Consider the following 24,857-nt stretch of genomic DNA (forward strand, 5'->3'; position numbering starts at 1 on the left):
CTTAGAGCTTCATCAGGCTGGCGTCGTCGACCGAGGCCGAGTGGCGGGAGCGGAACAGCGACACGATGATCGCGAGACCGACCACGACCTCCGCGGCGGCGACGACCATCGTGAAGAACGCGATGATCTGGCCGTCGAGATTGCCGTGCATCCGGGAGAAGGCCACGAACGCGAGGTTGCAGGCGTTGAGCATCAGCTCGACGCACATGAACAGCACGATCGCGTTCCGCCGGATCAGCACGCCGGTCGCGCCGATCGTGAACAGCAGAGCGGCGAGATAGAGGTAGTTGACGGGGTTCACTTCGACGCCTCCTCGGTCCGCTTGAACGTCGGCGGATCGATCTCGTCCCGCTCCAGCCGCTCCTGCGCACGCTGTTCGAGAGCCCGCAGATCGTTGAGCGCCTCCGTGGACACGTCCCGGATCTGTCCGCGCTCGCGCAGCGTCTTGCTGACCGTGAGGTCGGACGGAGTGCCGTCGGGCAGCAGGCCCGCGATGTCCACGGCGTTGTGCCGCGCGTACACGCCGGGCGCCGGCAGCGGCGGCACGTGCTTGCCCTCGCGGACCCGCTCCTGCGCCAGCTCCCGCTGGGTCTTCGCGCGCTCGGTGCGCTCGCGGTGGGTGAGGACCATGGCGCCGACGGCGGCCGTGATCAGCAGGGCGCCGGTGAGCTCGAACGCGAAGACGTACTTGGTGAAGATGAGGGCGGCGAGGCCCTCGACGTTGCCCCCGGCGTTCGCCTGGCCGATGCCGTTGAACTCCGTCAGGGACGCGTTGCCGATGCCGCCGACGAGCAGGACGCCGAAGCCGAGGCCGCACAGGAGGGCCAGCCAGCGCTGGCCCTTGATGGTCTCCTTCAGGGAGTCCGCCGCGGTGACACCTACCAGCATCACCACGAACAGGAACAGCATCATGATCGCGCCGGTGTAGACGACGATCTGCACGATGCCCAGGAAGTAGGCGCCGTTGGCGAGGTAGAACACCGCCAGGATGATCATGGTGCCGGCCAGGCAGAGCGCGCTGTGCACGGCCTTCTTCATGAAGACGGTGCACAGGGCGCCGATCACCGCGACCGTGCCGAGGATCCAGAACTGGACGGCCTCGCCGGTGGAGGTGGTGTAGGCGGCGAGCTGCGCGGTCATCGTCCGACCACCTTCTCCGAGGCGGGTTCGGCGTCACCGGAGGTCGAGGCCGCCTCCTGGGGCGTCTCTCCCTTGGAGAGGGCGACCTGAGGCACCGTGCCGGGCGCGGCCTCCGTCACCAGGCCCCGGTAGTAGTCCTGTTCGTCCATCCCGGGGTAGATGGCGTGCGGCGAGTCGACCATGCCCTCCTCCAGGCCGGCCAGCAGCTGCTCCTTGGTGTAGATGAGGTTGGCGCGGCTGGAGTCGGCGAGCTCGAAGTCGTTGGTCATCGTGAGCGCGCGCGTGGGGCAGGCCTCGATGCACAGGCCGCACAGGATGCAGCGGGCGTAGTTGATCTGGTACACCCGCCCGTACCGCTCGCCCGGCGAGTAGCGCTCCTCGTCGGTGTTGTCGGCGCCCTCCACGTAGATGGCGTCGGCGGGGCAGGCCCAGGCGCACAGCTCGCAGCCGACGCACTTCTCCAGGCCGTCCGGATGGCGGTTGAGCTGGTGCCGTCCGTGGAACCGTGGGGCCGTGGTCTTCTGCTGCTCCGGGTACTGCTCGGTCAGCCGCTTCTTGAACATGGCCTTGAAGGTCACGCCGAAGCCGGCCACGGGGTTCTGGAAACCGGGCTTGGTCTCCTTGGGCTCCTCAGCCATCGGACGCCTCCTTTCCATCCGTAGATCCACCCAGAGATCCATCACTCTGAGTATCGGGCCCACCACTGACAATCAGCTCCCGCTCCCGGCGCGAGCGGCGCCTCGGCACCGGTGGCAGCTCCTGTCCGGGCAGCGGCGGCACCGGGAACCCACCGGCCATCGGGTCGAACGCGGGCTGCTCGGCCGCCGGCTGGGCCGGCCCCGAGCGGTCGCGGAAGAAGTCCACGACGAACGAGAGCAGCAGCAGGGCGAGGACACCGCCACCCACCCAGAGGGCGATGTCGGCGAAGGCGTAGTTCTCGTTCCGCAGCGTCCGCACGGTCGCGACCAGCATCAGCCAGACCACGGAGACCGGGATGAGGACCTTCCAGCCGAGCTTCATCAGCTGGTCGTAGCGCACGCGCGGGAGCGTGCCGCGCAGCCAGATGAAGAAGAACAGCAGCAGCTGCACCTTGACCACGAACCAGAGCATCGGCCACCAGCCGTGGTTGGCGCCCTCCCAGAAGGTGCTGATCGGCCACGGGGCCCGCCAGCCACCCAGGAAGAGCGTCACGGACACGGCCGAGACGGTCACCATGTTCACGTACTCGGCGAGCATGAACATCGCGAACTTGATCGACGAGTACTCGGTGTTGAACCCGCCGACCAGGTCGCCCTCGGACTCCGGCATGTCGAACGGGGCGCGGTTGGTCTCGCCGATCATCGTGACGATGTAGATCACGAAGGAGACCGGCAGCAGCACCACGAACCATCTGTCCGCCTGCGCCTCGACGATCGCCGACGTCGACATCGAGCCCGAGTAGAGGAACACCGACGCGAACGCGGCACCCATGGCGATCTCGTACGAGATCATCTGCGCGCAGGAGCGCAGACCGCCGAGCAGCGGATAGGTGGAGCCGGAGCTCCAGCCCGCCAGCACGATGCCGTAGATGCCGACCGAGGCGACCGCGAGGATGTACAGCATCGCGATCGGAAGGTCGGTCAGCTGCATCGTGGTGCGGTGACCGAAGATCGAGATCTCGTTGCCGGACGGGCCGAACGGGATCACCGCGATCGCCATGAAGGCGGGGATGGCCGCGACGATCGGCGCGAGGACGTACACCGCCTTGTCGGCGCGCTTGACGATCAGGTCTTCCTTGAGCATCAGCTTGATGCCGTCGGCGAGCGACTGGAGCATGCCCCAGGGGCCGTGCCGGTTGGGCCCGATGCGCAGCTGCATCCAGGCGACGACCTTGCGCTCCCACACGATGGAGAACAGCACGGTCACCATCAGGAAGGCGAAGCAGAACACCGCCTTGATCGCGACCAGCCACCACGGGTCGCGGCCGAACATGGAGAGGTCTTCAGCGGCGACGAAGTACGGGCTCATGCCTCCACCTCCTTGGGGGCCTCACCGGCGGGCGTCGCCGGACCGATGCGGACGAGGGCACCGGGCAGCGCCCCGGTGTCGGAGGCCACGCCCCCGCCCGCGGAGTTCAGCGGCAGCCAGACCACGCGGTCGGGCATCTCGGTGATCCGAAGCGGCAGCCGGACCGTGCCGGCGGGGCCGGTCACGGCGAGCACGTCGCCCTCCTCGACCCCCGCCTCGGCCGCCGTGGCGGGTGACACGCGCGCGCGTGCGGCGTGCCGTGTCCCGGCCAGCGCCTCGTCGCCGTCCTGGAGGCGGCCCTGGTCGAGCAGCAGCCGGTGCCCGGCCAGTACGGCCTCACCGGCGGCCGGCCGCGGCAGGACGCCCGCGCTCTGCACGGGCTCGGTGGCCCGCTCCCCGCTCCAGGCACCGAGCCGGTCCAGCTCCGCGCGCGCGGTCCGCAGATCCGGCAGACCGAGGTGCACGTCCATGGCGTCGGCCAGCATCTGCAGCACCCGGGCGTCGGTGGGGGCCAGGCGGCGGCTCATCTGGTCGGGCTTGAGCGCGGCCTCGAAGAAGCGGACCCGGCCCTCCCAGTTGAGGAACGCGCCCGCCTTCTCGGCCACCGCGGCGACCGGCAGGACCACGTCGGCGAGCTCCGTGACCTCACTGGGCCGCAGTTCGAGCGAGACCAGGAAGCCGACCTCGCCGAGCGCCTCCCGCGCGCGTGCCGGGTCGGGCAGATCGGCGACCTCGACCCCGGCCACCAGCAGCGCCTGGAGCTCACCGCTCGCGGCGGCCTCGATCATCTGGCCGGTGTCCCGGCCGAAGCGGAGCGGGAGTTCGGCGACGCCCCAGGCGGAGGCGACCTCGTCCCGTGCGCGCGGGTCGGTCGCCGGGCGGCCACCCGGCAGCAGCGAGGGCAGCGCACCGGCCTCGATCGCACCGCGCTCCCCGGCCCGCCGGGGGATCCACACCAGCCGGGCGCCGGTGGCGGCCGCGGCCCGTACGGCGGCGGTGAGCCCACCGGCCACACCGGCCAGCCGTTCGCCGACGACGATCACCGCGCCGTCGGCGCGCAGCGCCTCCGCGGCCACCGCGCCACCGTCCTCCAGGCCGACGCCGCTCGCGAGCGCGTCCAGCCATTCGGTCTCGGTGCCGGGGGCCGCGGGCAGCAGCGTGCCGCCCGCCTTCTCCAGGCCGCGCGTGCTGTGCGTGGCCAGCGAGAACACCTTCTGCCCGTGCTTGCGCCAGGCCTTGCGCAGCCGCAGGAAGACGCCGGGCGCCTCCTCCTCCGACTCGAACCCGGCCAGCAGGACGGCGGGCGCCTTCTCCAGAAGCGTGTACGTGACGCCCGTGCCGTCGAGGTCCCGGCCACGGCCGGCGACCCGCGCGGCGAGGAAGTCGGACTCCTCGGGGCTGTGCACACGCGCGCGGAAGTCGATGTCGTTGGTGTCGAGCGCCACCCGCGCGAACTTGCTGTACGCGTAGGCGTCCTCGACGGTGAGCCGGCCGCCGGTCAGCACACCGGTGCGGCCCCGCGAGGCGAGCAGCCCCTGGGCCGCGATCTGCAACGCCTCCGGCCAGGAGGCGGGCTCCAGCTCACCCTCGGCGTTGCGCAGCAGCGGCGTCTCCAGGCGGTCCTTCACCTGTGCGTACCGGAACGCGAAGCGCCCCTTGTCGCACATCCACTCCTCGTTGACCTCGGGGTCGTTCGCCGCGAGGCGCCGCATGACCTTGCCGCGCCGGTGGTCGGTGCGGGTGGCGCAGCCGCCGGAGCAGTGCTCGCAGACGCTCGGCGAGGAGACGAGGTCGAACGGGCGGGAGCGGAACCGGTAGGCCGCCGAGGTGAGCGCGCCGACCGGGCAGATCTGGATCGTGTTGCCCGAGAAGTACGACTCGAAGGGGTCGCCCTCGCCGGTGCCCACCTGCTGCAGCGCGCCCCGCTCCAGCAGTTCGATCATCGGGTCGCCCGCGACCTGGTTGGAGAACCGTGTGCAGCGCGCGCACAGCACGCACCGCTCACGGTCCAGCAGCACCTGCGTGGAAATCGGGACCGGCTTGGCGAAGGTGCGCTTGCGGCCCTCGAACCTCGACTCGGCGTTGCCGTGGGACATCGCCTGGTTCTGCAGCGGGCACTCGCCGCCCTTGTCGCAGACCGGGCAGTCCAGGGGGTGGTTGATGAGCAGCAGCTCCATCACGCCGTGCTGCGCCTTCTCGGCGACCGGCGAGGTCAGCTGGGTCTTGACCACCATCCCGTCGGTGCACGTGATGGTGCAGGACGCCATCGGCTTGCGCTGCCCCTCGACGTCGACGATGCACTGACGGCAGGCACCGACCGGGTCGAGGAGGGGATGGTCGCAGAACCGCGGGATCTCGATGCCGAGCTGCTCGGCGGCCCGGATGACCAGGGTGCCCTTGGGCACGCTGATCTCGGCGCCGTCGATCGTCAGCGTGACGAGGTCCTCCGGCGGCACCGCCGCCTCTCCCCCACCGGAGGGAGCGCTCGTGGTCACAGTCATGCGTTCACCTCCGTACGGTGGTCGGCCCAGGCCGTCGACCTGGCCGGGTCGAACGGGCAGCCACGGCCCGTGATGTGCTCCTCGTACTCGTCACGGAAGTACTGGAGCGAGGAGAAGATCGGTGAGGCGGCACCGTCGCCGAGGGCGCAGAAGGACTTGCCGTTGATGTTGTCGGCGATGTCGGCGAGCTTGTCGAGGTCGCTCATCGCGCCCTTGCCGGCCTCGATGTCCCTCAGCAACTGCACCAGCCAGTAGGTGCCTTCACGGCAGGGCGTGCACTTGCCGCAGGACTCGTGGGCGTAGAACTCGGTCCAGCGGGTCACGGCGCGCACGACGCAGGTCGTCTCGTCGAAGCACTGAAGCGCCTTGGTGCCCAGCATGGAACCCGCGGCGCCCACTCCCTCGTAGTCCAGCGGGACGTCGAGGTGCTCGTCGGTGAGCAGCGGTGTCGAGGAGCCGCCCGGCGTCCAGAACTTCAGCCGGTGGCCGGGCCGCATCCCGCCGCTCATGTCGAGGAGCTGGCGCAGGGTGATCCCGAGCGGCGCCTCGTACTGGCCGGGACTCGCGACGTGACCGCTGAGGGAATAAAGCGTGAAGCCGGGCGACTTCTCGCTCCCCATCGACCTGAACCATTCCTTTCCGTTTTTCAGGATGGCGGGAACTGAGGCGATCGATTCGACGTTATTCACGACAGTCGGGCACGCATAGAGGCCCGCGACGGCAGGGAAGGGGGGACGGAGCCGCGGTTGACCCCGGCGGCCTTCCAGCGAGTCCAGCAGCGCCGTTTCCTCACCGCAGATGTACGCGCCCGCGCCGGCGTGCACCGTGATGTCGAGGTCGAGCCCGCTGCCGAGGATGTTCTCGCCCAGGTAGCCCGCCGCGTACGCCTCGGCCACGGCCGAGTGCAACCGCCGCAGGACGGGGACGACTTCACCCCGCAGATAGATGAAGGCATGCGACGACCTGATGGCGTAGCACGCGATGATCATGCCCTCGATGAGGCTGTGCGGGTTCGCGAAGAGGAGCGGGATGTCCTTGCACGTCCCGGGTTCCGATTCGTCGGCGTTGACAACAAGATAGTGCGGCTTTCCATCTCCCTGGGGAATGAACTGCCATTTCATTCCGGTCGGGAATCCGGCGCCACCACGGCCGCGCAGCCCGGAGTCCTTGACGTACGCGATGAGGTCGTCGGGCGTCATCGCGAGGGCCTTGCGCAGTCCCTCGTACCCGTCGTGCCGTCGGTAGACGTCCAGCGTCCAGGACCCGTCCTCGTCCCAGAAGGACGACAGCACGGGCGCGAGCAGTTTCTCGGGGCTGGTGTCCTTCAGCTCGGGTGCCAACGTCATCACTCCCCCTCCTCGGCGGTAGGCCCTGCCGGGTGGGAGGGGTCGGACGCCGATGTCTTCTGCGGTGCGTCGTGCGAGCTGAGGTGCTCGGTCGGCGACGGCTCGTGCACGGCCCCGTCCTGCGGCTCCTCGTGCGGGCCGCCCTCCCGCGGATGGACCACGCGCGCGGGTGCGGCCTCTCCCCTGGCCAGGCGGAGGCCCACCAGGGACGCGGGTCCCGCGCCGCCCGTGGCCTCGACGGCCCCTTCCCGCTCGTCGGGGAAGCCCGCGAGGATCCGGGCGGTCTCCTTGAACGTGCACAGCGGCGCCCCACGGGTCGGCTCGACCCGGGCTCCCGTGCGCAGGTCGTCCACCAGGCGCTTCGCGCTCTGCACCGTCTGGTTGTCGAAGAACTCCCAGTTGACCATCACGACGGGGGCGAAGTCGCAGGCCGCGTTGCACTCGATGTGCTCCAGGGTGACCTTGCCGTCGTCGGTGGTCTCCCCGTTGCCGACGCCGAGGTGCTCCTGGAGCGCCTCGAAGATCGCGTCACCGCCCATCACCGCGCAGAGGGTGTTGGTGCACACCCCCACCTGGTAGTCACCGCTCGGCCGGCGCCGGTACATGGTGTAGAAGGTGGCGACCGCGGTGACCTCGGCCGTGGTCAGACCGAGCACGTCCGCGCAGAACTGCATGCCCGTGCGCGTGACATGGCCCTCCTGCGCCTGCACGAGGTGCAGCAGCGGCAGCAGGGCGGACCGGGAGTCGGGGTAGCGGGCGATGACCTCGCGCGCGTCCGCCTCCAGCCGGGTTCGGACGTCGTCCGGGTAGTCGGGCGCGGGCAGTTCCGGCATGCCCAGGCTGACGCCCCGCTCCGAAGAAGAGGTGGTCACCGGTCGACGCCTCCCATCACGGGGTCGATGGACGCGACGGCGACGATGACGTCGGCCACCTGGCCGCCCTCGCACATCGCCGCCATGGCCTGCAGATTGGTGAAGGACGGGTCACGGAAGTGGACCCGGAAGGGACGGGTGCCGCCGTCGGACACGGCGTGCACCCCCAGCTCGCCCTTGGGCGACTCGACCGCCGTGTACGCCTGCCCCGGCGGGACGCGGAAGCCCTCGGTCACGAGCTTGAAGTGGTGGATCAGGGCCTCCATGGAGGTGCCCATGATCTTCTTGATGTGGTCCAGCGAGTTGCCCAGCCCGTCCGGGCCGAGCGCCAGCTGGGCGGGCCAGGCGATCTTCTTGTCGCCGACCATGACCGGCCCGGGCTGCAGCCGGTCCAGGCACTGCTCGACGATCCTGAGCGACTGGCGCATCTCCTCCAGGCGGATCAGGAAGCGGCCGTAGGAGTCGCAGGTGTCGGCGGTCGGGACCTCGAAGTCGAAGGTCTCGTATCCGCAGTAGGGCTGGGACTTGCGCAGGTCGTGCGGCAGCCCTGTGGAGCGCAGGATCGGGCCGGTGGCGCCGAGGGCCATGCAGCCGGCCAGGTCCAGATGGCCGACGTCCTGCATGCGGGCCTTGAAGATGGGGTTCCCGGTGGCGAGCTTGTCGTACTCCGGGAGGTTCTTCTTCATCTTCTTCACGAACTCGCGGATCTGGTCCACCGCGCCGGGCGGCAGGTCCTGGGCGAGTCCGCCGGGGCGGATGTACGCGTGGTTCATCCGCAGGCCCGTGATGAGCTCGTAGATGTCGAGAATCATTTCACGATCACGGAATCCGTAGATCATGATCGTGGTGGCGCCGAGCTCCATGCCGCCGGTGGCGATGCACACCAGGTGCGAGGAGAGCCGGTTCAGCTCCATGAGGAGCACCCGGATGAGCGTGGCCCGGTCGGGGATCTCGTCCTCGATACCGAGGAGCTTCTCGACGGCGAGGCAGTAGCCGGTCTCGTTGAAGAAGGACGTCAGGTAATCCATGCGCGTGACGAAGGTGGTGCCCTGCGTCCACGTACGGAATTCCAGGTTCTTCTCGATGCCGGTGTGCAGGTAGCCGATGCCGCACCGGGCCTCGGTGACCGTCTCGCCCTCGATCTCCAGGATCAGGCGGAGCACGCCGTGGGTGGAGGGGTGCTGGGGCCCCATGTTGACGACGATGCGCTCGTCGTCGGCACGGGCCGCGGACTGGACGACCTCGTCCCAGTCGCCACCGGTGACCGTGTAGACGGTGCCTTCGGTGGTCTCCCGCGGAGTTGCGTGCTGCGTGCTCATGAGTACGACCTCCGCTGGTCCGGAGCCGGGATCTGGGCGCCCTTGTACTCGACGGGGATGCCGCCGAGGGGGTAGTCCTTGCGCTGCGGGTGGCCCTGCCAGTCGTCCGGCATCATGATCCGCGTCAGGGCCGGATGACCTTCGAAGACGATCCCGAAGAAGTCGTAGGTCTCGCGCTCGTGCCAGTCGTTGGTCGGGTAGACGGCGACCAGCGACGGGATGCGCGGGTCGCTGTCCGGGGCGCTGACCTCCAGGCGGATCAGCCTGTTGTGGGTGATCGAGCGCAGGTGGTACACGGCGTGCAGCTCGCGGCCCTTGTCGCTCGGGTAGTGGACGCCGCTGACCCCGGTGCACAGCTCGAAGCGCAGGGCCGGGTCGTCGCGCAGGGTGCGGGCGACGCGGACGAGGTGCTCGCGCTCGATGTGGAAGGTGACCTCGCCCCGGTCGACGACCGTCTTCTCGACGGCGTTCTCGGGGAGCAGTCCCTGCTCCTCCAGGGCGCCCTCCAGTTCGTCGGCGACCTCGTCGAACCAGCCGCCGTAGGGGCGGGTGGCCGGTCCCGGCAGCCGGATCGAGCGGACCAGGCCGCCGTAGCCGGAGGTGTCACCGCCGTTGTCGGCGCCGAACATGCCGCGCTGGACGCGGATCTCCTCGCCGCCCTGGCCGCGCTGGCCGGGGAGGTTGGAGGCGGAGAGGTCCTTCTCCGGGTTGACGCCGTCCGGCGCCCCGCTGTCGGCGTCGCTCATCGCAGCAGCCCCTTCATCTCGATCGTGGGCAGGGCCTTGAGCGCCGCCTCCTCCGCCTCCCGGGCCGCCTCCTCGGCGTTCACGCCGAGCTTGGAGCTCTGGATCTTCTGGTGGAGTTTGAGGATGGCGTCCATCAGCATCTCCGGCCGTGGCGGACAGCCGGGGAGATAGATGTCGACCGGGACGACGTGGTCGACGCCCTGGACGATGGCGTAGTTGTTGAACATGCCGCCGGAGGAGGCGCACACCCCCATGGAGATCACCCACTTGGGGTTCGGCATCTGGTCGTAGACCTGCCGCAGCACGGGCGCCATCTTCTGGCTGACCCGGCCGGCCACGATCATCAGGTCCGCCTGGCGGGGAGACCCGCGGAAGACCTCCATGCCGAACCGGGCAAGGTCGTAACGTCCCGCGCCGGTGGTCATCATCTCGATGGCACAGCAGGCGAGGCCGAACGTGGCGGGGAAGACGGACGCCTTGCGTACCCAGCCCGCGGCCTGCTCGACGGTGGTCAGCAGGAATCCGCTCGGCAGCTTTTCTTCGAGTCCCATGACTAAAGGCCCCTCAGTCCCATTCCAGGCCGCCGCGCCGCCACACGTACGCGTAGGCGACGAAGACGGTGAGCACGAAGAGCAGCATCTCCACGAGCCCGAACACACCCAGGGCGTCGAAGGTGACGGCCCACGGGTAGAGGAAGACGATCTCGATGTCGAAGACGATGAAGAGCATCGCCGTCAGGTAGTACTTGATGGGGAAGCGCCCGCCGCCGGCCGGCGTGGGGGTCGGCTCGATGCCGCACTCGTAGGCTTCGAGCTTGGCGCGGTTGTACCGCTTCGGACCGATCAGCGTGGCCATGACCACGGAGAAGATCGCAAAGCCTGCCCCGAGGGCTCCCAGTACGAGGATGGGCGCATAAGCGTTCACCGCTCCTCGCTCCTCTCAGTCGGCACTGACTGCTGGCGGTGGTGCATGGGCTCACATCCGCCCCTCGTGTCCCACGAGCCCCGCTCGTCCCGGCGAAGATCGAGAACATGTGAAGCAGGTCACAAGCCCAACTGCCTCGCATCTTATGCCTGCCGCTCTGTGATCTGCGACACGGGGTATTGCACAAGCTTTGTGATCTCCACCACCTGATGAAGGATCATGAAGTCGGATGATCGGCGATCTTCGCACTTGAAGCGTTCAAGTGATCACCAGTGGTGACATTTCCGCTAGTCAGCGCAGCTCAGAGGGGCGTCTCCATATCAAGAGACTTCCGCTGCATGCAAATTGGAGCTGGGTGCCACGGCCTGATAGTGGGCCGCGTTCACACATCGGGGGGACCTCGGAACCAGATGTGGACGCGTGCACGCGTTCACGAACTCGGCGGCGTCGGATTCCGTGCACCGGACGCACGGACTCCGGTAACCGTTCCGTGACCTCCGCCACATTCATGAGAGGGCCATGAGAAGCGGGGTTGGCCAACCGTCCCAACCAGTGGTAGGTGGCGGGCAATTCGGACGTAACGAAGAAAGCCCATGATCACAGGCTTGATGGCCCAGGTCCGCAATGTCCGTTACGGCGTCAATAAAGGGTGACGCACCGGGGATTCGGGCCGCCGATTGAACAACTGTGGCGGACCACACGTTTCTTGAAGGTATGGAGGAGCCCCTGATACCGCTTGTTCCCATGTCCCACACCGCTCACATACGTAGCCACCGGAAGCCCCGCCAGCGCAGCGCCTCGAAGATGGCGATGCGCGCCGGAGTTGCCGGTGGCATCCTCAGCACCGTGGCAGTCGCCGGCGCGTCGGCCTCGGCGAACGCCGCCGAGCCGGTGACGCAGACGATCGAGCTGCCCACCCTCACGGCCGACCTGTCGGCACAGGTCGCCCAGTCCGCGGACGCCACGCAACTGGCCGCCGCGAACTACGAGCTGCAGGCCGAGCGTGACGCGGCCGCCGCCCAGGCCGCCAAGGAGGCCAAGGCCGACCTGGCCGTGGCCAAGAAGAAGGCGGAGGCCCGCAAGAAGGCCGCCGAGGAGGCGCGTCAGGCCGCCGCGGAGCGCGCCGCGCGCGACGCCGAGCGGACCACCCTCTCGACGACCTCCGAGGCCTCCGGCGCGTCCGACGCCGTGAGCGTGCCGTCCGGCGGCAGCGTCGCGACCGTCATCGCCTTCCTTCAGGCCCAGGTCGGCGACGCCTACGTGATGGGCGCCAGCGGTCCCAACGCCTGGGACTGCTCCAGCCTGGTGCAGGCGGCGTTCAAGCAGGTCGGTGTGGACCTTCCGCGCGTGTCGCAGGACCAGTCGATGGTCGGCACCGAGGTCGGCACGTCCAACCTGCAGGTCGGCGACATCCTGTACTGGGGCGGCAAGGGCTCCGCGTACCACGTGGGTGTCTACATCGGGAACGGCCAGTACCTGGACGCGGCGAACCCCTCGAAGGGCGTCGTCATCCAGGACCTGTCCGGCTACCCGGCCTCGGGTGCGGTGCGCGTCCTCTGACGCGAAAGCGCCGTAACACCACTACACAAAAGGCGCATCGAGGTCGGAAGGGGAAGGGGCCGCAGCCGCTCGGGGGCGGCGGCCCCCCTCCGCATCCGCGCGGGCCGGCGTCAGCCGAGGTCGAAGGTGTTGGGCAGGCCGAGCCGGTGGCGCAGCGCGTCGACACGCTTGAGGGGCTCCAGCTCGGGCGGCCGGTACAGCTCCCGGACGAGGCAGCGCCCTTGGGGTGAATTGTCCGCTTCGAGCAGGGCGTTGACCGCGCGTCGGGCCGACTCGTTGGCGCCTTCCATGCTGGCGAGGTCGACGTCGGTGCGGACGTAGTCGCCGGCCAGGAAGAAGTTCGGGACCGCCGTACGGGCCGTGGGGCGGTTGTGGAGCGTGCCCGTGGGGTGGACGAGGAGCTGTTCGCGGTTGCGCGGCGCGGGGCCACCCAGGCCGGTCACCGCCGGGTCCATGAACCAGCCGAGCCGGTCCTCGTCCCGGAGCGTGGTCTTCCCCGCGTCGTTCACGCCGTCCTTCAGCTGGGCCCAGAGCTCGGCGACGACTTCCTCCTTCGTGCACTCGCGGGCCGTCTTGCCGTAGAGGATGCCGGGTTTGTCCCACTCGGAGATGATCGCGGATAGGCAGTCGCGCGCCCGCCCGTCGCCGTAGTCACGCGAGAAGTCCCGTACGTCCCAGAACTGCGCCTGGCCGACGGCCGTCACCGACCAGGGTGAGTCGAGGCAGTTGACATGGCCGTGGACCACCGGCGTGGGCGTGCGCAGGTAGAACATCACCCCGGTCATCCAGTCCGTCTCCAGCGCGTCGCAGCGCGCCAGCTGCGGGTCGGCCGCGCGCAGGCCCGGGCCCCACGTCAGCCGGGCGTGCTCGACGGGCAGCGCGCTGACGTAGTGGTCGGCCGTGACGGTGCACTCCTCGCCGCCGTCGCGGTCCGAGACCCGCACGCCTCGCACCCGGCCGCCCCCGTACAGCACCTCCCGTACCTGGGCACCGAGGACGAAGTGGACGCCGAGGGAGCGCAGGTGGGTCTCCCAGGGGTCGATCCACGCCTCGCTCGTGGGGGCGTTGAGCACACGGTCGATGTCCGCGTCGGGTCCGTCCGTGCCGCGGCCGAGGAGCCCCCAGAGCAGCAGGGCCTCGATGATGACGCGGCCGACGGTGCGGGTGGAGGCGACCTCGGCGCGGGTGGCGACCAGGTTGCGGGTCTGGCCGATGCCGAGGAGCGCCTGGTACTCGGGGCTCATCTCCTGCGCCCGGATGAAGTCCCACCAGGACGTCCTCTCCCACTGGTCCTCGCGGCGGGCGTCGCAGCTGGTGAGGTGGACGAGCAGACGGCCCACGAAGTAGGCGGCCTCGTGGGCGGGGAGGCGGGTGCCGAGGTCCAGGACGGACATCAGCTGGTCGCGGATCCAGGACAGGGTCAGGGTGCCGGGGGCGGGCGGGGTGGTGACGCGGCGCAGCGGGAAGTGCAGATCGGGGCGGCCCGAGGCGCGGGCGAACAGGGCCTCGGTGCCGTTGCGCAGGTTGCCGCGCACGCCGTCGGGGTTTCCGGGGAAGGGGATGCGGCGCATGGTGTCGGGCAGATTCCGGTAGAAACCGGGGAAGAACCGGAACCCGTGCTCCCCGGGGAGCGGCCGTCGTCCCTCCGCTCCGGTGCCCGGGACGTCCATCGAGCGGGCCTTGCCGCCCAGGGCGTCGTAGTACTCGTAGACGGTCACCGCGTAGCCGCGTTCGGCGAGTTCGTGCGCGGCGCTGAGGCCGGACACGCCGCCGCCGAGCACGGCGACGGTCCGGCCCTCGGGGGCGGCGCTCGCGCGGCCGGCGGCGGCACCCAGCGCCAGGGCGGCTCCCCCGGCACCGGTCCCGGCGAGGAAACGTCTGCGGGTCCGTCCGGTCGGCGGCCGCCGTGTCGGCTGTTGCGCGTGTTCTGTTGTCATGGCAACGGGAGGGTAGGGATCCGCCGCGCAGGCCGTAAGCCCGATTCCCGGCCGACCGCGGGCACCCGCACGCACCGGCCCGCGCCGCCCGGGCCGGTCCTGTCACGGACCGGCCCGTCCTTGGCCGACGGCCTGATCAGGCCTTCGGGGCCACCTTGCTCAGCCCGTTGATGATGCGGTCCATCGCGTCGCCGCCCGTCGGGTCGGTCAGGTTGGCCAGCATCTTCAGCGTGAACTTCATCAGGACGGGGTGCGTCAGTCCGCGCTGGGCGGCGATCTTCATCACCCTCGGGTTGCCGATGAGCTTCACGAAGGCCCGGCCCAGCGTGTAGTAGCCGCCGTAGGTGTCCTTGAGGACGCGGGGGTAGCGCTGGAGGGCGAGTTCGCGCCCCGCGGGGGTCGAGCGGGCGTGGGCCTGGACGATGACGTCGGCGGCGATCTGGCCGGATTCCATCGCGTAGGCGATGCCCTCGCCGTTGAAGGGGTTCACCAGTCCGCCCGCGTCGCCGACGAGCAGCAGGCCGCGGGTGTAGTGCGGCTGCCGGTTGAAGGCCATCGGCAGGGCGGCGCCGCGGATCGGGCCGGTCATGTTCTCCGGGGTGTAGCCCCAGTCCTCGGGCATGGAGGCGCACCAGGCCTTGAGGACCTCGCGCCAGTCCAGCTCCTTGAAGGAGTCGGAGGTGTTGAGCACGCCGAGGCCGACGTTGGAGGTGCCGTCACCCATGCCGAAGACCCAGCCGTAGCCGGGCAGCAGCCGGTCCTCACCGGGACCCCTGCGGTCCCACAGCTCCAGCCAGGACTCCAGGTAATCGTCGTCGTGGCGCGGGGAGGTGAAGTACGTGCGGACCGCGACGCCCATCGGGCGGTCCTCGCGGCGGTGCAGGCCCATCGCGAGGGAGAGGCGGGTCGAGTTGCCGTCGGCGGCGACGACCAGCGGCGCGTGGAAGGTGACCTCGCGCTTCTCCCCGGTGTCGCCGAGCTTCGCGTGCACACCGGTGATACGGCCGGTGCGCTCGTCCACGATCGGCGCGCCGACGTTGCACCGCTCGTAGAGGCGGGCGCCCGCCTTCTGCGCCTGGCGGGCGAGCTGCTCGTCGAAGTCGTCGCGCTTGCGGACCAGTCCGTAGTCGGGGAAGGAGGCGAGATCCGGCCAGTCCAGCTGCAGCCGCACGCCTCCGCCGATGATCCGGAGACCCTTGTTGCGCAGCCAGCCGGCCTCCTCCGAGATGTCGACGCCCATCGCCACGAGCTGCTTGACGGCGCGCGGGGTCAGCCCGTCGCCGCACACCTTCTCGCGCGGGAACTCGGTCTTCTCCAGGAGCAGTACGTCCAGCCCGGCCTTGGCGAGGTGGTACGCCGTGGCCGAGCCGGCCGGGCCCGCGCCCACGACGATCACATCGGCGGTGTTGTCCGTCAGAGACTCGGCCACGGCGGGATCTCCCCAAGTTCGAAATCTGTGTGCCGACCGGCACTGGACATGGGCAGTCTATTCAGCAGAATTGATCAACCCGCCGAAGGGATACCCAGTGAACCGAGCTCTGCCCGTGGTACGGCTGCGTGTCCCCACCGACGAGGACGCCGTGGCCTGGCACCGGGTCTTCGACGACCCGGACGTCATGGAGTTCCACGGCGGCAGGTCCGCCGAGCTGTCCGTCTACGAGGAGCTCACCGCCCGCCAGCGCAGACACGACGCCGAACTGGGCTTCTGCCTGTGGACCGTGCTCGACGCCGACGACCGGGTCATCGGCTTCACCGGCGCCCAGCCGTGGCCGCGGCAGTGGGGCCCGAAGGGCGAGATCGAGATCGGCTGGCGGCTCGGCCGGGAGCACTGGGGCAAGGGGTATGTGACGGCTGCCGCGCGGATGACCCTGGACCGGGTGCGCGCGGTGGGCGTCGGCAGCGTGGTCGCCATGGTCAGCGCGGGCAACACCCGGTCGATCGCGGTCACCGAGCGACTCGGTATGCACCTCGCCGAGACCTTCAGCAGTCCCGAGACCGACAAGTTGGGGCACTGTTTCCGACTGGATCTGTGACACCTCGATCGGTCACGGAGAGTAATAGTCGGCTACGGAAAGCCACTTGACGCTTCCGGACGGCACCCCCGGGCGGTTACCCTTCCAGTACCTCTGGGGGTGACATCTGTGCGCATAACACCCAAGACACCCGAAGTACGCGTGCCGAGGTTCGTCGGCCTGATGGCCATGGACGCCCGCGAGGCGGCCAAGGCGCAGGGAGTGCTGCTGGCCACGCCCGACCGGCCCGACTTCCATCTGACCGTCGTGGACTACGTCGTACGGCAGTACCCGCCGCCCGGCGTCGAGGTGCCGCGCGGCGCGGTGGTCAGCGTCTGGTTCGACCTCGGCGAGGGCGAGGGCGGCGGAGGCGCGGGCGTCCGCGAACCCCGGCTGCCGAGGCCGCCGCGCGGCGGGATGGAACGCGAGCTGGGGCAGCCCGGGGACACGTTCGAGGCGATCAGGTGAGCCTGGGCCCGCGCCCGCGGCTCGGCCCCGAACCGGGCACGCGCCCCCGACTCGGCCCCGAACCAGACACGCGCCCCCGACCAGGCCCGACCTGGGCTCGCGCCCCCGACCAGGCCCGAACCAGACACGCGCCCCTGGCCAGGCCCGACCTGGGCTCGCGCCGTCGGCTCACGCACGCGCCCCTGACCAGGCCCGACCTGGGCTCGCGCCGTCGGCTCAGGCACGCGCCCCTGACCAGGCCCGAGCTGGGCTCGCGCCGTCGGCTCAGGCACGCGCCTCTGCGTCAGGCCTTGAAGCCGCGGTGCAGGGCGACCACGCCGCCCGTCAGGTTCCGCCACGCCACCTTCGACCACCCCGCCTTGCCCAGCCGCTCGGCCAGCGCCGGCTGGTCGGGCCAGGCGCGGATGGACTCGGCGAGATAGACGTACGCGTCCGGATTGGACGACACGGCCCGGGCCACCGGCGGCAGCGCCCGCATCAGGTACTCGGTGTAGACGGTGCGGAAGGGCTGCCAGGTCGGGTGCGAGAACTCGCAGATCACCACGCGTCCCCCCGGTCGGGTCACCCGGTACATCTCGCGCAGCGCCGCATCCGTGTCCTGCACGTTGCGCAGCCCGAAGGAGATGGTGACGGCGTCGAACACGTCGTCCTTGAAGGGCAGCCGCGTCGCGTCGCCGGCCGTCAGCGGCAGCCAGGGGTGGCGCTGCTTGCCGACCTGGAGCATGCCGAGCGAGAAGTCGCAGGGCACGACGTAGGCACCGGCACGCGTGAAGGGCAACGAGGACGTGGCCGTACCGGCGGCCAGGTCCAGCACCTTCTGCGCGGGGCGCGCGTCGACCGCCTTCGCGACCTCCCGGCGCCACACCCGGTCCTGGCCGAGCGACAGCACGTCGTTCGTCAGGTCGTACCGTTCCGCCACGTCGTCGAACATCGAGGCGACTTCGTGCGGCTGCTTGTTCAGGGAAGCGCGGGTCACGGGGACCATTCTTGCAGCACCCCCTCGAAGACAGGGGCGCGGCATCTCACGGGCGGGCAGGCGGCGCCGCCTACTTCCGCCGGAAGACGATCCGTCCCGCCACCACGGTCGCCACACAGCTGCCGCCACCGCGCTCGGCCAGCTCCGCCTCGTCCCGCACGTCGAACACGGCGAAGCGCGCGGCGGAACCGCTCTCGCGCGGGGGCGGGGAGTCCACGCGCAGCCCGGAGCCGAAGGGGTCGAGCGAGGGCACGCCGTCCGGCACCCCGAGCCGCCCCGTCACGCCGATCCCGGAGCGCCGGACGGCCGCGACGACGGCCCGGTTGGTGAACGTCCCGGCCACCACGACGGTCCCGCGCGCCAGCATCCGCTGCACCCCGCGTCGCGCGCTCGCGCCCCAGCGCGCCTCGTCCATGCCGAGCGCGGCCAGGGCGTCCCCGGTCACGGGCTCGGTGCCGAGTTCGCCGGCCTCGCGCGGGTCCGGGTGGTAGGCCTGCTCCAGGAGTTCGGGCCCGTGCATGTTGACCAGTCCCGAGGTGAGGATGCCGGGCCAGCGCCGCACGCGGGCGAGCGGATGCGCGCGGTTCAGCTCCTCCAGGGCACCGGCGGCGAGCACCCACTCGCCGCGCACGGCGAGGGCGCGTCCCCTGGAGTCCGCGTGGATGGTCAGCAAGTCAGTTGGAGGCGAGCAGCTTCAGCTCGGGGTGAGCCGTGCCGCCCTCGATCGCGGTGGACGAGATGTGGGACATGACGCGCTGGTCGACCGGGTCGTTCGCCGGGTCGTCGTGCACGACGAGGTGCTCGTAGGTGGTGTTCCGCTGCGCGGGCACCCGGTCCGCGGTGCGGATCATCTCGATCATCTCCAGCAGGTTGGAGCGGTGCTTGGCACCGGCCGCCGAGACGACGTTCTCCTCCAGCATCACCGAGCCGAGGTCGTCCGCACCGTAGTGCAGGGTCATCTGCCCGGCGTCCTTGCCGGTGGTGAGCCAGGAACCCTGGATGTGGGCGACGTTGTCGAGGAAGAGGCGGGAGATCGCGATCATCCGCAGGTACTCGAAGATGGTGGCCTGGGTGCGGCCCTTCAAGTGGTTGTTCTGCGGCTGGTACAGATACGGGATGAAGGCGCGGAAGCCGCCCGTGCGGTCCTGTACGTCACGGATCATCCGGATGTGCTCGATCCGCTCGGCGTTGGTCTCGCCGGTCCCCATGAGCATGGTGGACGTGGACTCGACGCCCATCCCGTGCGCCGTCTCCATGATCTCCAGCCACCGCTCGCCGCTCTCCTTGAGCGGGGCGATGGCCTTGCGCGGCCGCTCGGGCAGCAGCTCGGCGCCGGCGCCGGCGAAGGAGTCCAGCCCGGCGGCGTGGATCCGCTGGATGGCCTCCTCGACCGTCACCTTGGAGATCCGCGCCATGTGCTCGACCTCGCTCGCCCCCAGGCTGTGGATGACGAGCTGCGGGTACTCCTTCTTGATCGCCGCGAAGTGCTCCTCGTAGTACTCGACGCCGTAGTCGGGGTGGTGACCGCCCTGGAACATCACCTGCGTGCCGCCGAGTTCGACGGTCTCCGCGCACCGGCGCAGGATGTCGTCGAGGTCCCGGGTCCAGCCCTTCGCCTTGTCCTTCGGCGGGGCGTAGAAGGCGCAGAACTTGCACGCCGTGACGCACACGTTCGTGTAGTTGATGTTCCGCTCGATGATGTACGTCGCGATGTGCTCGGTGCCCGCGTACCGACGGCGGCGTACGGCGTCGGCGGCGGCGCCCAACGCGTGGAGCGGGGCATCCCGGTAGAGGTCGAGCGCCTCCTCGGGGGTGATCCGCCCACCCTCGGCGGCACGGTCGAGGACGGACTGGAGGTCGGCCTGCTCGGTCACCGGATGTCCCTTTCGTCAAGGGTCGTGGACGGACTGAACCAGCCTACGCCAGCCGTTTTCCCACCCCGCCCTCAGCCCGTCCCGCCCACCGCTCCGCACCCGCCGCCCCTCAGCCCGCCGCCCCGAGCAGCACCCCGGCGCAGGCCCCCGCGAGCAGGAACGGCCCGAACGGAACGGCGGTCTTCCGCCCCGCTTTCCGCAGGACGACCAGGGCACCCCCGTACACCGCCCCGCACACGAAGGCGGCGAAGGTCCCGAGCAGCACCGCCCCCCACCCGTACCAGCCGAGCACCGCCCCCGCCCCGAGCGCCAGTTTCACGTCGCCGAAGCCCATGCCGGCGGGGTTGATCAGGAAGAGCAGGAGGTAGAAGCCGCCGAGGGCGAGGGCCCCCAGCAGGGCGGTGCCCGGGTCCCCGGCGTGTCCGGGCACCAGCGAAGCGACTCCCAGCAGGGCCGGGGTGCCGACCGCGAGGGGCAGCGTGAGCGGGTCGGGCAGCCGGTGAACCCGCAGGTCGACGACCGCGAGCAGCGCACCGACGGGCGTGATCAGCAGCCAGACGCCGAGTTCGGGCCGGGGACCGGTGACGGCTGCGAGGGCGGCGCACAGGAGGGCGGTGACGGCGACGAGGAACGGCGCGCCGGAGTCGTACCCCCGGCCGTCGCCCGCGCACATCCCGCACCGCGCCTGCCCGGCCCACCCCCGGACCGGGTGCCCTTCCGGACACCGGTCCCGCCACGCCTCGCCGGGCGGCACGGAGAAGCGGTACGCGGCCCGCGGCAGCAGCGCGCCCGCGACCACGCCCCAGACCAGGGCGGCGGCGATCACCAGCCCTTCACCCAAGCCTGTTCACCCTCCTCGCCTCCTGTCCGGCCGACCCGTCGGAGACCTAGCGCAGCTTCGACATCCGGGCTTCCGGGCTGCCCGAACCCGCGCTGTCCGACTCGTACTTCAGGTCGTCACCCACCGGCACGAGACGGACCGTCGCGGGCTCCTGGTTGCATCCGCCGTGGTTGTCCTTCGCTCCGACCGACCGGGCGACGAGGTGCTTCTCGGTCACCTGCTGCAGCGTCAGCACGTCGACGCAGACGCCGCCCAGTTGATCGGTCTGCCGCAGCCGGCCCAGTTCCTCGCCCACCTCGGCGCGCTGCACGGTGACCCGGAAGGTGCCCGCGGGCAGGTTGCCGTCGAGGGCGGTTCCCGAGCCCTCCCACGTACCGAGGTAGCGGGCCGGGACGTCGGACGGGCCGCCGCTTGCTCCGGCGGTCGGGGCGGGAGAGGCGGCGTCGGTGCCGGCGCTGTCCGCGCTGTCGGGACGGCCGCCGGGCAGCAGGTCGAAGACGAGGACCGAGCCGACCGTCACCGCCGCGCAGGCGACGGCGAGCACCACCGTGCAGCTCACCCGCCGGCCCCGCCCGCCGGCCTCCGGTACGGCCGTCGCGGCGACGCTCACCGACACCTTGCCGGGCGGCTTGCCCGCATCCGGCACCCTGTCCTGCGGTTCCGCCGCGCGCGGCTCGGGCACCGCCCCCGGCATCACGGGCGGCGGCCCGAACGCCCCCACGGCGGACCCCACGCCCTGGGCCGGACCGCCGGCGGCGGCACCACCCGTGCCCCCGAGGTCCCCGGGCCCCGGGCCGACCACGGAATCCGGGACACGCGCCGCACCCGGCCCGGCGCCGGCCACGGCCCCGGGCGCACCCGCCGAACTCCCGTCCGCTCCCGGCTGTGGTCCTGCGCCCGTCACCGGCCCGCCGAACCCCACCGCCGCCGCGTCGCCCCCCGCCGCCTCCAGGTTCAGCAGCCGTACGGCCCCCCGGCTCACCTGCTCCACCAGCGCCCCCGGCAGCCAGCCCGCCGCCACCAGCCGCGCCGCCCCCTCCGGTGCGAGCCGCCGGGCCACCTCCGCCGGGGCCGGCCGGGCGCCGGGCTCCTTCGCGAGGCACCCCTCGACGACCTCGCGCAACTCGCCCTCCAGGGCGTCGAGTCGCGGCTCCTCGTGCACGACCTTGTAGAGGAGCGCGGCCGAGGAGTCCCCGGGGAAGGGCGGCTCACCGGTCGCCGCGTACGCCAGCACCGCGCCCAGCGAGAAGACGTCCGCCGCCCCGCTGACCCCCTTGCCGAGGATCTGCTCCGGCGACATGTATCCGGGCGAGCCGATCGACACCCCGGTCGAGGTGAGCGAGGCGGTGCCGTCCAGGGCGCGCGCGATCCCGAAGTCGATCAGCAGGGGGCCGTCCAGGGTGAGCAGCACGTTGGACGGCTTGACGTCCCTGTGCACCAGGCCCAGTTCGTGCACCGCGACCAGCGCCTCGGCGAGGCCCGCCCCCAGTGCCCGTACCGAACGCGCGGGCAGCGGACCCCGGTCCGCGACCGCCGCGGCGAGCGACGGGCCGGCGGCGTAGGCGGTGGCCACCCACGGGACCGGGGCCTGCGGGTCCGCGTCCAGCACCGGCGCGGTCCAGGCGCCGCCCACCCGCCGCGCGGCCTCCACCTCGCGGCGGAAGCGGGCGCGGAACTCCTCGTCGAGCGCGAGATGCGGGTGGACGATCTTCACCGCGACGGTACGGCCGCCCGCGCTGCGGCCCAGATACACCCGGCCCATGCCACCGGAACCGAGCCGGCCGAGCAGCCGGTAGGGCCCGATGACCGTGGGCTCGTCGACGCCGAGCGGCTGCATGGCCGCCCCCTCTCCCCCGTACGCCTCCACTGCCCGCAGGGTATCGGCGTACCGGGCGCGTCCGTACTACGGCTGCAGCAGCTCCACCTTCACGTCCGCCGGGAAGCCGGTCGTCGGGCCGACCCGGCGGGCGAACTCCGCCACCGCGGCCAGCTGGGAGCCGCCGAGGCTGAAGTCGAGGGTGGTGAAGTACTGCTCCAGGACCCGCTCGTCGAAGGCCTCCCAGCGGGCCGCCTGCTCGGCGACCTTGGTGACCTCCTCCAGGGAGAGGTTGCGGGAGGCGAGGAAGGCCTCGTGCACCGTGCGGGTGATCAGGGGCTCGCGCTCCAGGTAGTCGCGGCGGGCCGCCCAGACGGCGAAGACGAAAGGCAGCCCCGTCCACTCCTTCCACAGCGCGCCCAGGTCGTGCACCTCCAGCCCGTACTTCGGCCCGTCGAGCAGGTTGGCCCGCAGGGCCGCGTCGCCGATGAGGACGGCCGCATCGGCCTCCTGCATCATCAGGCTGAGGTCGGGCGGGCACGTGTAGTAGTCGGGTTGTACGCCGAAACGGTCCGCCAGCAGCAGCTGGGCGAGGCGTACGGAGGTGCGCGAGGTGGAGCCGAGAGCGACCCGGCGACCGTCCAGCTGGTCCAGCGGGACCTGGGAGACGATCACGCAGGACATCACCGGTCCGTCGCAGCCGACGGCGATGTCCGGGAACGCGACGAGGTCGTCGGCGTTCTTCAGGAACTCGACGAGGGTGATCGGCCCGATGTCGAGGTCGCCCTGTACCAGCTGCTCGCTGAGCTTCTCCGGGGTGTCCTTCGTCAGCTCGAAGTCCAGCAGCGTTCCCGTTCTGGCGAGCCCCCAGTAGAGGGGCAGACAGTTCAGGAACTGGATGTGACCGACGCGCGGCCGCGTGCGAGAAATGTCCACATCGAGAGGCTAGACCCAGTGGGGTAGGGTGCAGCCTTCTGGGGTCCCCCTCTTGACGTCAACGTCGACACGACGTTCAAACATCCGGGTGACGTGATCTTGACCCCTATTGCTTTCGGCTGCCCGCGTGCTAGGCTCGCCGCAAGTTGCAGTTTGGTTTCCCTTGCAGTACAGAGCCTGCGGAGCATGTGACCGCGGGCTCTCGACGTTCTCGGACATATGCAGTTGTGCAGAACTCAATCTTCACACTTGCTGGTTCTGGAGCAGGGCAACCCTTTGGGCCCAAGGAGGGCTTATGGCTACCGGAACCGTGAAGTGGTTCAACGCCGAAAAGGGCTTTGGTTTCATCGCCCAGGAAGGCGGCGGCCCCGACGTCTTCGTCCACTACTCCGCGATCAACGCGACCGGCTTCCGGTCCCTTGAGGAGAACCAGCACGTGACCTTCGACGTGACCCAGGGCCCGAAGGGCCCGCAGGCGGAGAACGTCACCCCGGTCTGATCCTCTGATCCAGGATCGAGTGCAATACCCAAGGAGCCCCGCGCCATCCGGCGACGGGGCTCCTGCCTTTGCGCGCACCTCTCATTCCTTGCGCGCCTATGAATTCTCCGGGAATTCCGTGCGGAATCCGGCGGCGCTGCCCCTCACGCCCGGCGTGACGACAGGTGGTGCAGGTGTGCCCACTGTTCCGCGGTGAGGTGCTTGGGCAGGGCGTGGGACGGGAAGCCCTGCCGACGTAGCCAGCGGTGGGCCTCGGGGCGGGCCGCCCGGGGCAGCGACGCGGCGACGATCTCCGGCAGACCGCGGCCGGGGGCCGTGAAGACACGCCGCACGAGCGCCTGGTAGGCATTCAGGTCGGCCGGCGGGAGCAGCGGCCGCTGCCTGCGCGACATGGTCAGCAGGCCCCCGTCGACACCGGGCCGGGGCCGGAACGCCGTCGCCGGGACCCGGCCGGCCAGGCCGAACGTGCACCAGGGCCACCACTGGGCCGTCATCATCGTCGCGCCGCCCACCCCGGCCCTGCGGCGTGCCACCTCCCACTGCACCAGCAGGACCGCCTCGGTCCAGCCGGTGGCGTGCAGGATGTGGCGGAGCATGCCGGTGGTCTGGTGGAAGGGCAGGTTGCCGACCAGGACGTAGGGCGCGGGAGGCAGCCGGAACCGCAGGAAGTCGGCGTGCACGACCGAGGTCGGCGGCTGCACCCGGCGGGCCAGCCGCGCGGCGCGCCGGCCGTCGATCTCCACGCCGGTCAGGGGGCGGCCCAGGCGTTGCAGGGGCAGGGTGAGGGCGCCGTCGCCCGTGCCGATCTCGACGATCGGTCCCTCGGTGCCGGCGACCAGCCGGACCAGGGTGGCGATGGTGGTGGGGTCGATCAGAAAGTTCTGGCCCAGCTCGTGGCGGCCGGGATACGGGGTGCGCAACAGGATCTCCGCGGCTTCGGGATGAGGCCGGGCAGCACGAAGTGACCGCCCGGCGCTGACTCGCTGAGGCGGCGGTTCCTTTCGAGGAGTGATCCCGGGAGAGCGGGCGCGAAGGCGCGTCACCCGGCCGAAAGTCCGTCGGCCAGGCCCGTTGCGCGCGGCA

Annotated in this window: 24 protein-coding genes; 4 read left to right on the plus strand and 20 right to left on the minus strand. The window is 70.7% G+C overall.

Annotated elements, in window-relative coordinates:
- Window position 1: 1 nt before the first annotated feature.
- From nuoK to ACZ7LV_RS23375, 11 genes are read right to left on the minus strand one after another with little or no spacing between them, the layout of a single operon-like run.
- Entirely contained in the window at window positions 2–301 is a 300-nt protein-coding gene (nuoK, locus tag ACZ7LV_RS23325) for an NADH-quinone oxidoreductase subunit NuoK (protein WP_100598032.1), read from the minus strand.
- Window positions 298–1,140 (minus strand): NADH-quinone oxidoreductase subunit J, encoded by an 843-nt coding sequence (locus ACZ7LV_RS23330; protein ID WP_471941821.1) that lies wholly within the window; start codon window positions 1,138–1,140, stop codon window positions 298–300. Before ACZ7LV_RS23330 ends, nuoK begins: the two co-directional genes overlap by 4 nt.
- Entirely contained in the window at window positions 1,137–1,778 is a 642-nt protein-coding gene (gene nuoI / locus ACZ7LV_RS23335; protein ID WP_471941823.1) for an NADH-quinone oxidoreductase subunit NuoI, read from the minus strand. The genes ACZ7LV_RS23330 and nuoI overlap by 4 nt, the downstream gene beginning before the upstream one ends.
- Window positions 1,771–3,147 carry an NADH-quinone oxidoreductase subunit NuoH gene (nuoH, locus tag ACZ7LV_RS23340; RefSeq protein ID WP_471941824.1) on the minus strand — a complete coding sequence of 459 codons (1,377 nt, stop codon included), beginning with the start codon at window positions 3,145–3,147 and terminating at the stop codon, window positions 1,771–1,773. The genes nuoI and nuoH overlap by 8 nt, the downstream gene beginning before the upstream one ends.
- Complete coding sequence (locus ACZ7LV_RS23345; protein ID WP_471941826.1) at window positions 3,144–5,648, minus strand: NADH-quinone oxidoreductase subunit G; 2,505 nt, start codon at window positions 5,646–5,648, stop codon at window positions 3,144–3,146. Before ACZ7LV_RS23345 ends, nuoH begins: the two co-directional genes overlap by 4 nt.
- Window positions 5,645–6,994: an NADH-quinone oxidoreductase subunit NuoF gene (nuoF, locus tag ACZ7LV_RS23350; protein WP_401679496.1), complete on the minus strand. Its 1,350-nt coding sequence runs from the start codon at window positions 6,992–6,994 to the stop codon at window positions 5,645–5,647. The genes ACZ7LV_RS23345 and nuoF overlap by 4 nt, the downstream gene beginning before the upstream one ends.
- A complete protein-coding gene (gene nuoE / locus ACZ7LV_RS23355; protein WP_471941828.1) occupies window positions 6,994–7,866 on the minus strand; it encodes an NADH-quinone oxidoreductase subunit NuoE in 873 nt (290 codons plus the stop codon). Before nuoE ends, nuoF begins: the two co-directional genes overlap by 1 nt.
- On the minus strand, window positions 7,863–9,185 hold the full coding sequence (locus ACZ7LV_RS23360; RefSeq protein ID WP_471941829.1) for an NADH-quinone oxidoreductase subunit D: 1,323 nt from the start codon (window positions 9,183–9,185) through the stop codon (window positions 7,863–7,865). Before ACZ7LV_RS23360 ends, nuoE begins: the two co-directional genes overlap by 4 nt.
- Window positions 9,182–9,931 carry an NADH-quinone oxidoreductase subunit C gene (locus tag ACZ7LV_RS23365; protein WP_471941831.1) on the minus strand — a complete coding sequence of 250 codons (750 nt, stop codon included), beginning with the start codon at window positions 9,929–9,931 and terminating at the stop codon, window positions 9,182–9,184. The genes ACZ7LV_RS23360 and ACZ7LV_RS23365 overlap by 4 nt, the downstream gene beginning before the upstream one ends.
- Window positions 9,928–10,482 carry a NuoB/complex I 20 kDa subunit family protein gene (locus tag ACZ7LV_RS23370; RefSeq protein WP_030174336.1) on the minus strand — a complete coding sequence of 185 codons (555 nt, stop codon included), beginning with the start codon at window positions 10,480–10,482 and terminating at the stop codon, window positions 9,928–9,930. The genes ACZ7LV_RS23365 and ACZ7LV_RS23370 overlap by 4 nt, the downstream gene beginning before the upstream one ends.
- Before the next feature lie 13 nt (window positions 10,483–10,495).
- Window positions 10,496–10,855, minus strand: coding sequence for an NADH-quinone oxidoreductase subunit A (locus tag ACZ7LV_RS23375; RefSeq protein ID WP_007383963.1), 360 nt, complete (start codon window positions 10,853–10,855; stop codon window positions 10,496–10,498).
- Window positions 10,856–11,569: 714 nt separating this feature from the next.
- Here ACZ7LV_RS23375 and ACZ7LV_RS23380 point away from each other — a divergent pair.
- On the plus strand, window positions 11,570–12,415 hold the full coding sequence (locus ACZ7LV_RS23380; RefSeq protein ID WP_471941832.1) for a C40 family peptidase: 846 nt from the start codon (window positions 11,570–11,572) through the stop codon (window positions 12,413–12,415).
- A 110-nt stretch (window positions 12,416–12,525) separates the two neighbouring features.
- Here the strand turns inward: ACZ7LV_RS23380 and ACZ7LV_RS23385 are convergent, their stop codons facing one another.
- On the minus strand, window positions 12,526–14,352 hold the full coding sequence (locus ACZ7LV_RS23385) for a hydroxysqualene dehydroxylase (protein ID WP_471941834.1): 1,827 nt from the start codon (window positions 14,350–14,352) through the stop codon (window positions 12,526–12,528).
- 136 nt (window positions 14,353–14,488) lie between these two features.
- Complete coding sequence (locus ACZ7LV_RS23390) at window positions 14,489–15,781, minus strand: geranylgeranyl reductase family protein (RefSeq protein ID WP_401679478.1); 1,293 nt, start codon at window positions 15,779–15,781, stop codon at window positions 14,489–14,491.
- 97 nt (window positions 15,782–15,878) lie between these two features.
- On the opposite strand from ACZ7LV_RS23390, the gene ACZ7LV_RS23395 reads away from it, so the two are divergent.
- A complete protein-coding gene (locus ACZ7LV_RS23395) occupies window positions 15,879–16,385 on the plus strand; it encodes a GNAT family N-acetyltransferase (protein WP_471941836.1) in 507 nt (168 codons plus the stop codon).
- A gap of 108 nt (window positions 16,386–16,493) precedes the next feature.
- Entirely contained in the window at window positions 16,494–16,832 is a 339-nt protein-coding gene (locus ACZ7LV_RS23400) for a PASTA domain-containing protein (RefSeq protein ID WP_401679472.1), read from the plus strand.
- Window positions 16,833–17,115: 283 nt separating this feature from the next.
- Here ACZ7LV_RS23400 and ACZ7LV_RS23405 read toward each other — a convergent pair whose 3' ends face one another.
- From ACZ7LV_RS23405 to ACZ7LV_RS23430, 6 genes are all read right to left on the minus strand, one after another.
- Window positions 17,116–17,808, minus strand: a complete 693-nt coding sequence (locus tag ACZ7LV_RS23405) for a demethylmenaquinone methyltransferase (protein ID WP_385382830.1) — start codon at window positions 17,806–17,808, stop codon at window positions 17,116–17,118.
- A gap of 70 nt (window positions 17,809–17,878) precedes the next feature.
- Window positions 17,879–18,481: a hypothetical protein gene (locus ACZ7LV_RS23410; RefSeq protein WP_471941838.1), complete on the minus strand. Its 603-nt coding sequence runs from the start codon at window positions 18,479–18,481 to the stop codon at window positions 17,879–17,881.
- 1 nt (window position 18,482) lies between these two features.
- Entirely contained in the window at window positions 18,483–19,682 is a 1,200-nt protein-coding gene (gene mqnC, locus ACZ7LV_RS23415; protein WP_471941840.1) for a cyclic dehypoxanthinyl futalosine synthase, read from the minus strand.
- A gap of 109 nt (window positions 19,683–19,791) precedes the next feature.
- A complete protein-coding gene (locus tag ACZ7LV_RS23420) occupies window positions 19,792–20,523 on the minus strand; it encodes a prepilin peptidase (protein WP_471941842.1) in 732 nt (243 codons plus the stop codon).
- 46 nt (window positions 20,524–20,569) lie between these two features.
- Window positions 20,570–22,360, minus strand: coding sequence for a serine/threonine-protein kinase (locus ACZ7LV_RS23425; RefSeq protein ID WP_471941966.1), 1,791 nt, complete (start codon window positions 22,358–22,360; stop codon window positions 20,570–20,572).
- Window positions 22,361–22,426: 66 nt separating this feature from the next.
- A complete protein-coding gene (locus ACZ7LV_RS23430; RefSeq protein ID WP_471941844.1) occupies window positions 22,427–23,275 on the minus strand; it encodes a menaquinone biosynthetic enzyme MqnA/MqnD family protein in 849 nt (282 codons plus the stop codon).
- Window positions 23,276–23,570: 295 nt separating this feature from the next.
- On the opposite strand from ACZ7LV_RS23430, the gene ACZ7LV_RS23435 reads away from it, so the two are divergent.
- The gene (locus tag ACZ7LV_RS23435; protein WP_189701348.1) at window positions 23,571–23,774 is read left to right on the plus strand and encodes a cold-shock protein; all 204 of its coding nucleotides are present in this window, start codon (window positions 23,571–23,573) and stop codon (window positions 23,772–23,774) included.
- Window positions 23,775–23,917: 143 nt separating this feature from the next.
- On the opposite strand, the gene erm is transcribed toward ACZ7LV_RS23435, so the two are convergent.
- A complete protein-coding gene (gene erm, locus ACZ7LV_RS23440; protein WP_471941845.1) occupies window positions 23,918–24,694 on the minus strand; it encodes a 23S ribosomal RNA methyltransferase Erm in 777 nt (258 codons plus the stop codon).
- Between the last annotated feature and the right edge of the window lie 163 nt (window positions 24,695–24,857).

The organism is Streptomyces sp. NPDC107562, from assembly GCF_055657325.1.

Coding starts and splice junctions, on each gene's coding strand:
- ACZ7LV_RS23330 (WP_471941821.1), bottom strand. CDS start 1,140: ATGACCGCGCAGCTCGCCGCCTACACCACCTCCACCGGCGAGGCCGTC.
- nuoI (WP_471941823.1), bottom strand. CDS start 1,778: ATGGCTGAGGAGCCCAAGGAGACCAAGCCCGGTTTCCAGAACCCCGTG.
- nuoH (WP_471941824.1), bottom strand. CDS start 3,147: ATGAGCCCGTACTTCGTCGCCGCTGAAGACCTCTCCATGTTCGGCCGC.
- ACZ7LV_RS23345 (WP_471941826.1), bottom strand. CDS start 5,648: ATGACTGTGACCACGAGCGCTCCCTCCGGTGGGGGAGAGGCGGCGGTG.
- nuoF (WP_401679496.1), bottom strand. CDS start 6,994: ATGACGTTGGCACCCGAGCTGAAGGACACCAGCCCCGAGAAACTGCTC.
- ACZ7LV_RS23360 (WP_471941829.1), bottom strand. CDS start 9,185: ATGAGCACGCAGCACGCAACTCCGCGGGAGACCACCGAAGGCACCGTC.
- ACZ7LV_RS23365 (WP_471941831.1), bottom strand. CDS start 9,931: ATGAGCGACGCCGACAGCGGGGCGCCGGACGGCGTCAACCCGGAGAAG.
- ACZ7LV_RS23370 (WP_030174336.1), bottom strand. CDS start 10,482: ATGGGACTCGAAGAAAAGCTGCCGAGCGGATTCCTGCTGACCACCGTC.
- ACZ7LV_RS23380 (WP_471941832.1), top strand. CDS start 11,570: ATGGAGGAGCCCCTGATACCGCTTGTTCCCATGTCCCACACCGCTCAC.
- ACZ7LV_RS23385 (WP_471941834.1), bottom strand. CDS start 14,352: ATGACAACAGAACACGCGCAACAGCCGACACGGCGGCCGCCGACCGGA.
- ACZ7LV_RS23425 (WP_471941966.1), bottom strand. CDS start 22,360: ATGCAGCCGCTCGGCGTCGACGAGCCCACGGTCATCGGGCCCTACCGG.
- ACZ7LV_RS23435 (WP_189701348.1), top strand. CDS start 23,571: ATGGCTACCGGAACCGTGAAGTGGTTCAACGCCGAAAAGGGCTTTGGT.